At 69.1% G+C, this 13,672-nt stretch carries 11 protein-coding genes; 2 read left to right on the top strand and 9 right to left on the bottom strand.

Annotated features, from left to right (window positions below; genetic code table 11):
• Positions 1-170: 170 nt before the first annotated feature.
• The 8 genes from tyrS to argC form a co-directional block, all read right to left on the bottom strand.
• Positions 171-1,475: a tyrosine--tRNA ligase gene (tyrS, locus tag C5E05_RS16505; protein WP_104306376.1), complete on the bottom strand. Its 1,305-nt coding sequence runs from the start codon at positions 1,473-1,475 to the stop codon at positions 171-173.
• Positions 1,476-1,503: 28 nt separating this feature from the next.
• Positions 1,504-2,145: a DNA-3-methyladenine glycosylase gene (locus C5E05_RS16500; protein WP_104342528.1), complete on the bottom strand. Its 642-nt coding sequence runs from the start codon at positions 2,143-2,145 to the stop codon at positions 1,504-1,506.
• A gap of 8 nt (positions 2,146-2,153) precedes the next feature.
• Complete coding sequence (argH, locus tag C5E05_RS16495; RefSeq protein ID WP_104240907.1) at positions 2,154-3,587, bottom strand: argininosuccinate lyase; 1,434 nt, start codon at positions 3,585-3,587, stop codon at positions 2,154-2,156.
• Positions 3,588-3,589: 2 nt separating this feature from the next.
• Complete coding sequence (locus C5E05_RS16490; RefSeq protein WP_104240906.1) at positions 3,590-4,789, bottom strand: argininosuccinate synthase; 1,200 nt, start codon at positions 4,787-4,789, stop codon at positions 3,590-3,592.
• A 55-nt stretch (positions 4,790-4,844) separates the two neighbouring features.
• On the bottom strand, positions 4,845-5,774 hold the full coding sequence (gene argF / locus C5E05_RS16485) for an ornithine carbamoyltransferase (RefSeq protein WP_104240905.1): 930 nt from the start codon (positions 5,772-5,774) through the stop codon (positions 4,845-4,847).
• A 70-nt stretch (positions 5,775-5,844) separates the two neighbouring features.
• Positions 5,845-6,735, bottom strand: a complete 891-nt coding sequence (gene argB / locus C5E05_RS16480) for an acetylglutamate kinase (protein ID WP_104240904.1) — start codon at positions 6,733-6,735, stop codon at positions 5,845-5,847.
• 87 nt (positions 6,736-6,822) lie between these two features.
• Positions 6,823-7,986, bottom strand: coding sequence for a bifunctional glutamate N-acetyltransferase/amino-acid acetyltransferase ArgJ (argJ, locus tag C5E05_RS16475; protein ID WP_104342527.1), 1,164 nt, complete (start codon positions 7,984-7,986; stop codon positions 6,823-6,825).
• A complete protein-coding gene (gene argC, locus C5E05_RS16470; RefSeq protein ID WP_104240902.1) occupies positions 7,983-9,032 on the bottom strand; it encodes an N-acetyl-gamma-glutamyl-phosphate reductase in 1,050 nt (349 codons plus the stop codon). Before argC ends, argJ begins: the two co-directional genes overlap by 4 nt.
• A 245-nt stretch (positions 9,033-9,277) precedes the next feature.
• On the opposite strand from argC, the gene C5E05_RS16465 reads away from it, so the two are divergent.
• Positions 9,278-10,549: a SufS family cysteine desulfurase gene (locus tag C5E05_RS16465; protein ID WP_104342534.1), complete on the top strand. Its 1,272-nt coding sequence runs from the start codon at positions 9,278-9,280 to the stop codon at positions 10,547-10,549.
• Positions 10,546-11,001 carry a Fe-S cluster assembly sulfur transfer protein SufU gene (gene sufU, locus C5E05_RS16460; protein ID WP_104342526.1) on the top strand — a complete coding sequence of 152 codons (456 nt, stop codon included), beginning with the start codon at positions 10,546-10,548 and terminating at the stop codon, positions 10,999-11,001. The genes C5E05_RS16465 and sufU overlap by 4 nt, the downstream gene beginning before the upstream one ends.
• Positions 11,002-11,100: 99 nt before the next feature.
• Here the strand turns inward: sufU and pheT are convergent, their stop codons facing one another.
• Positions 11,101-13,668, bottom strand: a complete 2,568-nt coding sequence (gene pheT, locus C5E05_RS16455; protein ID WP_104342525.1) for a phenylalanine--tRNA ligase subunit beta — start codon at positions 13,666-13,668, stop codon at positions 11,101-11,103.
• Positions 13,669-13,672 lie beyond the last annotated feature (4 nt).

Raw genomic sequence — 13,672 nt, 5'->3', positions numbered from 1 at the left:
CTTGCAAGAACAAGTGGCAGATGCTGATCTTTCTTTCGGACTGTCCGGCCCGTGCGACCCGCTCTCGCGTTTCGCTCCGTTGGCCTGACGAGTGATTACTTTACGCAGGGCAGGGTCGGCGCACAACTCAGGGCGCATCCCGGGCGTGTCGATGCACGCCCGTTCCCCCGTCAGGCCCGGAAAACCAGGCCAGCGAGAGTCTTCTTGCCCCGGCGCAGGACTGCGACGCCGCCGGCCAGCGCTGCTGATGCGCTCACGATCGAAGCCTCGTCGGCAACCCGCTCGTTGTTGAGCGAGACGCCGCCCTGGGAGATCCCGCGACGCGCGTCGCCGAGACTCTTCGCGAGCCCGGTGTCGACAAGAGCCTGAGCGACCAGCGTTCCATCGGCAACCTCCGCGTTCGGGAGCTCGAGAATCGCAGAGCGAAGCGTGTCTCCATCGAGCGCGGTGAGCTCCCCCTGCCCGAAGAGGGCGGCCGAGGCCGCGATGACTGCGTCGGTCGCCTCCTGTCCATGCACCAGCGACGTCACCTTCGAGGCAAGCGTCTTCTGGGCGACGCGCTTGAACGGCTCGTCTGCGACGAGCTTCTCGAGCTCCGCGATCTCGGCGCGCGTCAGGAACGTGAAGATCTTGATCCGCGCGATGACATCGGCGTCGTCCGTGTTGAGCCAGAACTGGTAGAAGGCGTACGGGCTCGTGAGGTCGGCATCGATCCAGATCGCGTTGCCCTCGCTCTTGCCGAACTTCGTCCCATCCGAGTTCGTGATGAGCGGTGTTCCGAGCGCGTGGACGCTCGCACCCTCGGTACGCCGAATGAGATCGACGCCGGAGGTCAGGTTCCCCCACTGATCGCTGCCACCCGTCTGCAGCACGCAGCCGTAGTTCCGGTGCAGCTCCAGGAAGTCGATCGCCTGCAGGATCTGGTAGCTGAACTCCGTGTACGAGATGCCGGCCTCGGAGTTCAGTCGCGCAGAGACGGCATCCTTCTTGAGCATGGAGCCGACGCGGAAGTGCTTGCCGATCTCCCGCAGGAAGTCGATCGCCGAGAGCGGCGCCGTCCAGTCGAGGTTGTTCACCATGCGCGCCGCGTTGTCGCCCTCGAACGACAGGTAGCCGTCGATCTGTCCGCGCAGCCCCTCGACCCATTCCGCGACGGTCTCTCGCGAGTTGAGCGTGCGCTCGGCCGTGGGACGGGGGTCGCCGATGAGTCCCGTCGACCCGCCGACGAGGCCGAGCGGCTTGTGGCCCGCGAGCTGCAGTCGACGGAGGAGGATCAGCTGCACGAGGTGCCCGAGGTGGAGACTCGGGGCGGTCGGATCGAAACCGCAGTAGTACGTGATCGGCCCCTCGTCCATCCGCGCCTTCAGCTCGGCCAGATCCGTCGAGACGTGGATGAACCCGCGCCACTCGAGTTCGTCGATGACATGCTCGAAGGTGGTGTCGTTCTGCTGGGTCGTCAGATCACGCGTAGTCACCGGGCAACCGTATCAAGCACCTGCCGCCTCAGCGCCGCCCCGCGCGGAGCGACTTGTGCGCGATATAGCGCGAAACGGACGGGTCTCCGTCGATCCAGAAGCGCCAGTCGAACGGCAGAGCACCACCGGGAGCGCCCACGCCGACGCGGAGCCCGCGCACCACCGCCCCTCTGCTGGAGCGTTCGCCCGGAACAAGCGCGAACGGCGCCTCATCGAGCCGGGCACCGTCATCGCCGAAGGTCGCGCCGAGGGCCCTGACCAGGTTCCCGGGCCCACGAGCCAGCTCGTGGTCGCGCACGGGTGTCCCGGAACGGCGCCCCGCACCGCGGCGGGCTCTCGCGAGTTCGACGCCGTCGACCACTTCGCCTGCCCTCAGGAGCACTGCGGATGAGGTGCCGGACTCCCCCGCCACGACATTGATGCACGTGTGGAGCCCGTAGATGCGATACGCGTAGACGTGACCTGCCGGCCCGAACATCGTGGCGTTCCTCGCCGTCCGACCCCGGAAGCCATGCGACCCGGGATCCCCGGAGCCGGCATACGCCTCCACCTCGGTGAGGCGCACCGAGACCGTGCCGTCCGGGGCCGAACGCGAAAGGACCGCCCCCAGCAGCGCGTCTGCTGCCGAGAGCGGTCCCTCGAGAAGGGCCGCGCGGAAATCGTCATCCACGCGGACACCTAGGATGTGAGCTTTGCCAGCCGCTCGCGGAGCTCGACGATCTGCTCAGCGACGCGGACAGGTGCCGTACCGCCCCTGCCATCGCGAGTTGCCACGGACCCGTCGACCGAGAGCACCTCGCGCACCTCCGGCGACAGGTGCTCGGACACGGCCGAGATCTCCTCGTCGGTCAAGCCATCGAGGTCGACGCCCTTGGACTCCGCTGCCTGCACCATGGAGCCGGACACCTCGTGCGCGATGCGGAAGGGGACCTGCCGCTTCACCAGCCACTCGGCGACATCCGTCGCGAGCGAGAAGCCCTGCGGTGCGAGTTCGCGCATGCGCTCACCGTGGAAGGTGAGCGTCGCGACCATGCCGGTGAAGGCGGGGAGCACCAGCTCGAGCGTCTCGACGGAGTCGAAGATCGGCTCCTTGTCCTCCTGCAGGTCCCGGTTGTACGCAAGCGGGAGTGCCTTGAGCGTCGCGAGGAGGCCAGCCAGGTTGCCGATGAGGCGACCTGCCTTGCCGCGCGCGAGCTCCGCGATGTCGGGGTTCTTCTTCTGCGGCATGATGCTGGACCCGGTCGAGTACGCGTCGTGCAACGTGACGAAGCCGAACTCCTTCGTGTTCCAGAGGATGATCTCCTCCGAGAAGCGCGACAGGTCGATGCCGATCTGCGCCGCGATGAACGCGAACTCCGCGACCAGGTCACGACTCGCCGTCGCGTCGATCGAGTTCGGGGATGAGGATGCGAAGCCCAGCTCGCGTGCGACGCGGACCGCATCGAGACCGAGGGTGGAGCCCGCGAGGGCCCCTCCGCCGTAGGGCGACTCGTCCAGCCGGCGATCGAAGTCGCGCAGGCGGTCCAGGTCTCGAAGGAGCGGCCAGGCGTGAGCGAGCAGGTGGTGCGAGAGCAGCACCGGCTGCGCGTGCTGCAGGTGCGTGCGCCCCGGCATGATGACCTGGATGTTCTGCTCCGCCTGCTGGGCGAGGACCTCGACGAGCGTCTCGACCTGCTCCGCGATGATCGCGCTGTGATCGCGAAGGTACATGCGCACGAACGTCGCGATCTGGTCGTTGCGGCTGCGACCAGCTCGCAGCTTGCCGCCCAGCTCCGGACCCGCGATCTCGATCAGACCGCGCTCCAGGGCGCCGTGCACGTCCTCGTCGTCGTCGGCCGCCACGAACTCGGCGGACACGACGCGACGTTCGAGCTCGGTCAGCGCGTCCAGCATGCCCGAGAGCTCGGCGTCATCGAGGTATCCCGCCGCCGCGAGCGCACCAGCGTGCGCTCGCGAGCCGGCGATGTCGTACTTCGCGAGCTGCCAGTCGAAGTGCGTCGACTTGGACAGCCGCGCGAGCTCCGGGGACGGCCCGTCGCTGAAGCGACCGCCCCAGAGAGCTCCCGGCGTGGTCACTCCCCCGGACTTCGAGGCGCCCTCGGATGCAGCCATGCTCAGAGTTCCGGCTTGTCGCGGCGAGCCGAGATCTTCGACGGAAGGCTCCACAGCTCGATGAATCCCTTGGCGTGCGACTGGTCGAACGTGTCGCCGGTGTCGTAGGTCGCGAGGCTGTAGTCGTAGAGCGACTCATCCGAACGGCGGCCGGTGACGACCGCGCGACCGCCGTGCAGCGTCATGCGTACCTCGCCGGAGACGTGCTCCTGCGTGTGGTTGATGAACGCGTCCAGCGACCGCTTGAGACCGGAGAACCAGAGACCGTCGTAGACCAGGTTCGACCACTCGGCCTCGATCCCGCGCTTGAAACGGGCGACGTCGCGCTCGATCGTCAGGTCCTCGAGGTGCTCGTGCGCCTCGATGAGGGCCAGCCCGGCCGGGGACTCGTAGATCTCACGGCTCTTGATGCCGACGAGGCGGTCCTCGACGACGTCGATGCGGCCGACGCCCTGGTCGCCAGCGAGCTTGTTCATGAGCTCGACGACCTGGATGGGCGTCAGCGATTCCCCGTTGATCTTCACCGGGACGCCCTGCTCGAACGTCACCGTGACCTCGGTGGGCTCACGCGTCAGGTCAGGATCCTGCGTATACGTGTAGAGGTCCTCGATCGGCGGGTTCCACGGGTCCTCGAGGAACCCGGTCTCGACGGCGCGACCCCAGACGTTCTGGTCGATCGAGTACGGGCTCTTCTTCGACTGCTCGATGGGCAGGTTGTGCTCCTGCGCGTACACGATGGCCTTGTCGCGAGTGAGCGCGAGGTCACGCACGGGTGCGATCGAGGTGAGCTCCGGTGCGACAGCCGCGACCGCCGCTTCGAAGCGGACCTGGTCGTTGCCCTTGCCGGTGCAGCCGTGCGCGATCGAGTCTGCGCCGAGCTCGCGAGCGGTCTTCGCGAGGTGCTTCGCGATGAGCGGGCGGGACAGCGCGGAGACGAGCGGGTAGCGCTTCTGGTAGAGGGCGTTCGCCTTGAGCGCCGGGACGATGTAGTCGCTCGCGAACTCCTCGCGCGCGTCGACGACAACCGATTCTACAGCGCCGCAGTCGAGCGCTCGCTGTCGCACCTGCTCCATGTCCTCACCGGCCTGGCCGACGTCGATCGCGAGAGCGACCACGTCCTTGCCGGTGGCATCCTTCAGCCATCCGATGCCGACGGAGGTATCGAGACCTCCGGAGTATGCGAGAACGACGCGTTCCGTCATCAATGCTCCTAGCGTTTGAGTCGTGTGTTCAGTCTATGTGGAGTGGATGCGCGGGTCAGGCCGCGGCCTTGGCGAGCAGCCAGACGAGCAGCGCCTTCTGGGCGTGGAGGCGGTTCTCCGCCTCATCCCAGATGACCGACTGCGGGCCGTCGATGACGGCTCCGTCGACCTCGTACCCGCGGTCTGCCGGCAGGCAGTGCAGGAAGATCGCGCCGGTGGCGGCGTTCGCCATCGTGGCCTCGGTGACTCGGTAGGCGCTGAGCGCGTCGATGCGGGACTGCTTCTCGTCCTCGCGGCCCATCGAGACCCAGGTGTCGGTCACGACGACGTCTGCCCCCGCGACCAGCGTGTCGATGTCGTCGCCGACCACCACGGAGCCACCCGTCTCGGCGGCGATGCGCTCGGCATCGGCGACGACGTCGGGGCGCGGCTGGAAGCCGACGGGGGCGGCGATGCGAACGTGCATGCCCGCCGTGGCGCAGGCGAGCAGGTAGGAATGCCCCATGTTGCTCTCGCCGTCGCCGAGGAACACCAGCGTGCGGCCGGCTGGGTCGCCGAGGTGCTCGTTGACGGTGAGCAGGTCGGCGAGCAGCTGGCACGGGTGGAAGTCGTCGCTCAGCGCGTTCACGACCGGCACGAGCGCTCCGTTGGCCATCTCCTCCAGGCCGCTCTGCGCATAGGTCCGCCAGACGATGGCTGCGACCTGGCGCTCGAGGACTCTGGCGGTGTCGGACGCCGTCTCCTTGCCGCCGAGCTGACTGGAGGCGGTCGAGATGATGAGCGGCGAGCCACCGAGCTCGGAGATGCCGACGTGGAACGAGACACGCGTGCGCGTCGAGGTCTTGTCGAAGATCACTGCCACGCTGCGCGGGCCCTCGAGCGGACGTGCTGAGAAGCGGTCGCGCTTGAGCACTGCAGCGAGCTCGAGCACCTCGCGCTGCTCGGCGGGGGTCAGGTCGTCGTCGCGGAGGAAGTGGCGAATCACGGTTTGGCCTTTCGGTGGGTGGAGCGGCGAAGTCGAATCATCGGGCGCTGAGCGGGCAGGTGCACGTGCCTCACGCGGAGACCTTGGTGCCGAAGCCCTCGGTGGTGAAGATCTCCAGCAGCATCGAATGCGGGACACGGCCATCGATGATGGCGGCCTGGTCGACGCCACCCTCGACCGCCTCGATGCAGGCCTGCACCTTCGGGATCATGCCAGCAGAGAGCGTCGGCAGCAGGGCGCGCAGCTCGTCGAGCTTGATCTCCGAGATGAGCGAGTCGAGGTCGGGCCAGTCGCCGTAGAGTCCCGCGACGTCGGTCAGCATGATGAGCTTCGCCGCGCCGAGCGCCTGCGCGAGGGCGGAGGCGGCCCGGTCTGCGTTGATGTTGAGCGCCTTGCGGGGCGAGTCGATGTCGCTCGCGATCGAGGAGATGACGGGGATGCGACCGGCCGCGATATCCGCCTTCACGACCGTGGGGTCGACCGTCTCGATCTCGCCTACGAAGCCGAGGTCGACGGTCTCGCCGTCGATGAGGAGCTTCTTTCGCCGCGCCTGGAAGAGGCCGGCGTCTTCGCCGCTCGTCGCGACGGCGATCGGGGCCCGCTCGTTGATCGCGGCTACGAGCTCCCTGGCGACCTGCCCGCCGAGCACCATGCGGACGATATCCATGGCCTCCTCGCTCGTGACGCGGTAGCCGCCCCTGAACTCGCTCTCGATGCGCAGCTTGCCGAGCATCCGCGAGATGTGAGGTCCGCCGCCGTGCACGATGACCGGCTTGATGCCGGCGTAGCGGAGGAAGGCGATATCCGACGCGAACGCCTCGAAGAGCTCGGCGTCGACCATGGCGTTGCCGCCGAACTTGATGACGAGAACCCGCCCGGCGAACTCCTGCATCCAGGGAAGGGCCTCGATGAGGGTCTCGACCTTGGAGGTCGCCTTCTCGTACAGGTCAGAAGTGGTCATGCTGCCCCTTTCGGGCCGGTCAGAAACCGTCGGGCTGGTCGGGCAGACGCTCGGCGGCTGCCCCGCCTCGCGGGAGTCGCTCGCTCGTCAGGACGAGTAGGCGCTGTTCTCATGCACGTAGTCGTGCGTCAGATCGTTGGTCAGGATGGTCGCTTCGCTTACGCCGGCGTGCAGATCGATGAGCACGCTCGTGTCCCGAGGCGTCAGGTCGACCAGGTCCGCGGACTCGTGGGGCGTCCCCGCCCGGCAGACCATGACCCCGTTGATCGTGACATCGAGCGCCTGGGGGTCGAACTCGGCGTCGGTCGTGCCGACGGCGGCCAGGACGCGTCCCCAGTTCGGGTCGTTGCCGAAGATGGCGGCCTTGAAGAGATTCGAGCGGGCGACCGCCCGGGACGCGTCGAGCGCATCCTGCTCCGTCGCGGCCCCGATCGTCGTGATCGTCACGTCGTGGCTGGCGCCTTCCGCGTCCTGCTGCAGCTGACGGGCGAGGTCAGCGCAGACCTCGGTGAGCACTGTCGTGAAGGCCGCCTCGTCCGGGGTGACGCCGCTCGCCCCAGAAGCCATGAGCGTCACCTGGTCGTTGGTGGACATGCAGCCGTCGGAGTCGACGCGGTCGAAGGTGACCCGGGTCGCGGCGCGGAGTGCCCGGTCCAGCGCCCCGGACTCGAGGTCGGCGTCGGTCGTGATGACGACGAGCATCGTCGCGAGTCCTGGAGCGAGCATGCCAGCCCCCTTGGCCATCGCGCCGATGACGTAGCCGTTACCGTCGCGGACCGAGCGCTTCGGCTTCGAGTCGGTCGTCATGATGGCCAGCGAGGCCTCATCCCCCGCCTCGACCGTCGCTGCCAGCGAATCGGCCGTGAGCTCGACCCCGCGCAGCACGCCGTCGCGGAAGCTCTGGTCGCCCACCCCGATGAGGCCGGTCGAGCAGACGAGCACGTCTCCCGCGCCGATGCCGAGCTTCGCGGCGACGGCCTCGGCCGTCTGGTGCGTGGTCTGGAACCCGAAGGACCCCGTGTAGCAGTTCGCGCCGCCCGAGTTCAGGACGATGGCCGAGATCGAGCCGCCCCTGATGGCCTCCTGGGACCAGAGAATCGGGTTCGCCTTGCAGCGGTTGCTCGTGAAGACCGCGGCGCAGGCCGCGCTCGGCCCGTCGTTGACGACAAGCGCGACGTCTCGACGCCCTTCTGACTTGATGCCTGCCGCGGCTCCTGCCGCGCGGAAACCTGCTGCTGCGGTCACACTCACGGTGCCACTCCGTCCAAGGGAAGACCGAGGGCCTCTTCGAGACCCAGGGCGATGTTCGCTGACTGCACCGCGGCGCCCGCGGTGCCCTTGCCGAGGTTGTCGATCGCCGCGACCGCCACGAAGCGGCCTGCGCGCTCGTCGATGCCGATGCCGATCGAGGCCCGGTTGGAGCCGGTCACGTCGCCCGTGCGCGGCCATTCGCCGTCGGGCAGGAGCTGCACGAACCGCTCAGCCCCGTAGGACTCCTCGTAGGCGGCGCGGAGCTGCGCCGCGTCGACGCCCGCTTCGAGGCGCGCCGTCGTGGTCGCCAGGATGCCGCGCGCCATCGGCACCAGCACGGGCGTGAACGCGAGGCTGACCTCGGCGCCGGCTGCGCGGCGGAGGTTCTGACGCACCTCGGGGTTGTGCCGGTGCTCCCCGGTCACTGCGTAGGGGTTCGCCGAGCCGATGAGCTCGGAGCCGAGCAGCGAGACGGCCGCCTTCTTGCCGGCACCGGACGGGCCGACGGCGAGAACCGCCGTGAGGTCGAGGGGATGCACGAGCCCGCGGTGCATGGCGGGTGCGAGTGCGAGCGTGATCGCCGTGACATTGCAGCCGGGAACAGCGACCCGCGAAGCGCCTCGGAGGTTCGAGCGCTGCTTGTCGGGCGCTCCAGCGAGCTCGAGCTCCGGGAGCCCGTACGCCCAGGTGCCGAAGAAGTCGCCACCGTAGTACTCGGCCCAGTCTTCCTCGCGCTCCAGACGGTGGTCGGCGCCGCAGTCGATGACCAGCGTGTCGTCGCCGAGTTCGGCGGAGATCGCGCCGGACGCGCCGTGCGGCAGCGCCAGGAACACGACGTCGTGGCCGGACAGCACGTCGGCGGTCGTTGGCTCGAGGACCAGGTCCGCGTAGCTCGCAAGGTGAGGGTGCACGCGCAGCAGCCGCTCACCCGCATTCGCGTGCGCGGTGACGGTGCGGACCTCGAGTTCGGGGTGCGAGGCGAGAATGCGCAGGAGTTCCCCACCCGCGTACCCGCTCGCCCCAGCTACTGCAACGGAGAAAGCCATGCCGTTCATCCTAGGCCGTGCCACCCTCGCGCGAGTCCGGCCGGCGCGGGCAGACCAGCCCTCGAGCGACGCAGACGGGAATGCGGCGGGCAGCGAGCTCGTTGCACTCGTAGGCTTGACAGGCTGAGACCGTCGACACTCGAGCGTCTGCGGTGCGAGGCCAACGAGAGGACGATGTGACACTGAACACCGAAGACGCAGCTTCATCACTCCAGAGCAGCGCAGCACCCGAGGGCGTCCACGCCCTGAGCGACGCCAGGGTGCTCGAGCTCCGACAGGATTTCCCGATCCTGGATCAAGAGGTGAACGGCACCCCCCTCGTCTACCTCGACTCCGGTGCGACCTCGCAGCGGCCGACTCAGGTCCTCGACGCTGAGCGCCGCTTCCTCGAGACCGAGAACGCCGCCGTGCACCGTGGAGCGCACACGCTCGCCGCGCTCTCGACCGTCGCGTTCGAGGACGCCCGTGAGACCGTCGCGGGCTTCGTCGGCGCGGCACCCGAGCAGATCTCCTGGACCCTCAACGCCACCGACGCGATCAACCTCGTGACGGGTGGCATCCGCATCGCCAGCGCGGGCAGAGGCGGCCCCCGAGCAGAGCGGCTCGCGATCGGCGAGGGCGACGAGATCCTCATCACGGCGGCAGAGCACCACGCCAACCTCGTGCCGTGGCAGCAGCTCGCCCTGGACACGGGAGCGACGCTCGTCTACGTCCCGGTGAACGACCGGGGCACGTGGAGCGTCGACGATGCCGCAGCTCTCATCTCGAAGCGAACCAAGGTCTTCGCCTTCGCGCACGTCTCCAATGTGACCGGGCTCATCGCCGACGCGAAGCGCCTCACCGAGCTCGCGCACGAGGCCGGCGCCATCGTGGTCCTCGACGCCTGCCAGTCGGTGCCGCACCTGCCGGTCAGCTTCCCGGCGCTCGGCGTCGACTTCGCGGCGTTCTCTGGCCACAAGATGCTCGGCCCCAACGGCGTCGGAGTGCTGTACGGCCGCGCCGAGATGCTGGATGCCCTGCCGCCTGCGCGCACGGGCGGATCGATGATCACCACCGTCACGATGGAGGCCAGCGACTTCATGGCTCCTCCGACGCGCTTCGAAGCCGGCACGCAACCCGTCTCGCAGGTCGTCGCCCTCGCCGAAGCCGTCCGCTACCTCGAAGGGGTCGGCATGGAGGCGGTGGCCGCCCATGAGGCCGAGATGGGCCAGCTCCTCCTCGCGGGCCTCGCAGGCATCCCCGGGATCCGCACGATCGGGGACGAGGTGGGCACCCCGCGCGCCGGGCTCGTGAGCTTCGAGGTGGAGGGGGTCCATTCGCACGACGTGACCCAGTTCCTCGACTCTAAGGGCATCGCGGTCCGCGGCGGGCACCACTGCGCGCAGCCGCTGCACCGCCGACTCGGGCTCACCGCGTCGACCCGCGCGAGCAGCTACCTGTACACGACGCGAGAGGACGTCGACCGACTGCTCTTCGCGGTCGGCCAGGTCCGCGCCTGGTTCGGGGTCGACGCATGAGCGCCCTCGACGGCCTCTACCAGCAGCTCATCCTCGAGCATTCCAAGAAGCGAACGGGCGATGGTCCGCTGCTAGACGCCGACGCCGAGCACTTCGAGCGCAACCCGAGCTGCGGCGACGAGATCACGGTCCGGGTCAAGCTGGATGCTGATGGAACAGGGCTCTCCGAGCTCGCGTGGCAGGGCGATGGCTGCAGCATCTCGATGGCCTCCGCGTCCGTGCTCAGCGAGCTCGCCGTCGGCAAGTCGACGGCGCAGATCGACGAGCTCATCGCCGCATTCCGTCTGATGCTCCGAACTCGCGACGGCTCCGAGCCGGACGAGGATCTGCTCGAGGACGCCGTCGCCTTCCAGGGCGTCTCCAAGTTCGTGATGCGGGTCAAGTGCGCCATGCTCGCGTGGGTCGCCCTCGAGGCGAGCCTCAAGGAGGCTTCGGTCTCCCGCGAGGACTGACCCCGGTCGGGGATCGGGCCGCAGCCGCGGTGCAGCCGAGCCGCAGGACACAGAATCGCCCGGCCCCATTGGGGCCGGGCGATTCGCGTCAGGGTGAGCTCAGGCGCGCATGGTGGCGCCGAAGCGCTCGGACGCCAACGCCGCGCCGGCTTCCTTGGCCTCGCTCGCCTCGGAGGCCGTCAGCGTGCGGTCCGTCGCCCGGAACCGGAGCGCGAACGTCAGGCTCTTCTGCCCGTCCTCGAGCCCGGTCCCCCGGTAGTCGTCGACGATCGTCAGCTGCTCGAGCAGCGCACCAGCACCCTCGGTGACGGCGGCAGAGACCTCAGCGGCCGGGACCGCCTCGGCCACGACGAGGCTCAGATCCTGCGTAGCTGCGGGGAAGGTCGAGATGGGCGCTGGAAGCACCTCTCTGCGAGCGAGCTCGATGACCGCGTCGAGGTCGACCTCGAACGCAGCGACCACGCGAGGCAGGTCGGCGGCCTCGGCGATGTCCGGGTGCACCTCGCCGGCGTAGCCGACAACCACCTCGGCAGCCCCGTGGCTCAGGTACAGTTCAGCGCATCGGCCAGGGTGGAAGGCCCTGTGCGCACCCTGTCGCACCTGGATCTCCGCACCGGTCGCCAAGCCGAGCTGGGCGACGAGCTCGAGCGCGTCCTCCCACGACGCCGCAGTCGGCGCGTGCCCCGGGCGCTTCGGCTCGCGGTGACCGAGCACGATGCCGGCGGCGTGCCGCGGCTGCGGCGGGAGCCCAGCCTCCAGCTCCGCGATGCGCTCAGCCGTCGGCCGCACTGCGACCGCGGGAACCTCGTCCACGCCGTAGACCACGCCGGACTCTGGCTTGAAGACCGTTCCCGTCTCGAAGATCGCGAGGTCGGTGAGACCACGCGAGACGTTGCGGTGCGCGATCGTGAGCAGACCGGGCAGCAGACTCGTGCGGAGCCACGCGGCGCGCGGGTCCAGTGGGTTGGCGAGCTTCACAGCAGCCACCTCGCCCGCATCCGCCCGACCGAACGTGACCGTGTCCGTCTCCGCGACGAACGGGTAGCTCTGCACCTCGACAGCCCCGGACGCGGCCAGCACGTCGGCAGCCGCGCGGCGAAGGCGCTGCTCGCGGGTGAGCCCCCGACCCGGAGGCGCGACGGGAAGCCGCGACGGGATGCGCTCGAAGTCGCACAGGCGCCCGATCTCCTCGACGAGGGTGACCGGCTCGGTGAGATCCCCGCGCCAGCTCGGCACCGTCACGCCGAGGAGCCCGTCGGCCTCCTCCCAGACCTCGCAGCCGACGGCACGCAGCGCGCCGATCGTCTCGTCGAGCGTGTAGTCGACGCCCATGATCTTCGAGGCGGCATCGACGGGCAGCGTCAGCGACTCCGGGGCCGGGATCTGCTCGTGCACGCTGCCGGCACGCACCACGCGACCGCCTGCATGCTCGATGAGCAGCTCCGCGACACGAGCGGCTGCCGGCTGAGCGACGCGAGGGTCGACACGGCGCTCGAAGCGACGCGAGGCCTCGCTCGGCAGCTTGTGGCGGCGCGCGGTGCGCGCGATCGAGATGGGCGAGAACGACGCCGCCTCGATGTAGACGTTCTTCGTCTCGCTGCTGAGCTCGGTCTCCGCTCCCCCCATGACACCAGCGAGCCCGATCGGGCCGCGGTCGTCGGTGATGAGGATGTCCTCGGCGCTGAGCGTGCGCTCCTTGCCGTCGAGGGTCGTGAGCTGCTCGCCCTCGCGCGCACGGCGCACGTGGATGGCGCCGCGCAGCTTGTCGAGGTCGTAGCCGTGGATCGGCTGACCGAGCTCGAGCATGACGTAGTTCGTGATGTCGATCGCGATGCCGAGCGGGCGGATGCCCGCGAGCCGGAGCCGCTGGGACATCCACGTCGGGGTCGCCGCCGTCGCGTCGATGCCCTCGACCACGAGGCCGATGAAGACCGGTGCCATGGGCTGGTCCCGCACGGACGCGTCGTCGTCGATCGTGACCTTGACGCGGACGTGCTGAGCATCCGCGGCGATGCCCTCGCCGAGGAGAGCCTCGAGCTGGGGCCGGAGCGCGGGGTCGGTGAAGGCCACGCCCGTCGCGTTCGAGTACTCGCGGACGAGCCCGCGGATGGACATCGCGTATCCGCGATCGGGGGTGACATTGACCTCGACCGCCTGCTCGGTGAGGCCGAGCAGCTCGATGGCGTCGGTGCCGGGGGCCGCGCTCACGCCGAGCCGCGAGAGCACGATGATGCCGTCATGGTCATCGCCCATCCCGAGTTCAGACTGGGAGGCAATCATGCCGTCGGAGACGTGACCGTAGGTCTTCCGCGCCGCGATCGCGAAGTCTCCGGGAAGGACCGCTCCCGGGAGCGTGACGACGACCGAGTCGCCGACACCGAAGTTGTGTGCGCCGCAGACGATGCCACGCACGTCCGCGCCGCCGTCTGCGGCGAGCTGTCCTTCTGGCGCGACGCGCACCTGGCACCAGTTGATGGTCTTGCCGTTCGACTGCGGCTCCGGCTCGGCCGAGAGCACCTCGCCGACCACGATCGGACCCTGCAGCTGGGTGCCGTGCACGGCTTCGTCTTCGAGCCCGACGCGCACGAAGGCGTCGAGCACCGACGCGGGAGAGGCCGAGGCCGGGATCTCCGCGTACTCACGGAGCCAAGAGAGTGGAGCGCGCATCAGA

Origin of the sequence: Pseudoclavibacter sp. AY1H1, assembly GCF_002931055.1 — a bacterium.
Lineage (GTDB): Bacteria > Actinomycetota > Actinomycetes > Actinomycetales > Microbacteriaceae > Pseudoclavibacter.
Note: the sequence above shows the minus strand (reverse complement) of the source record. Positions and strands in the feature narration are given on the sequence as shown.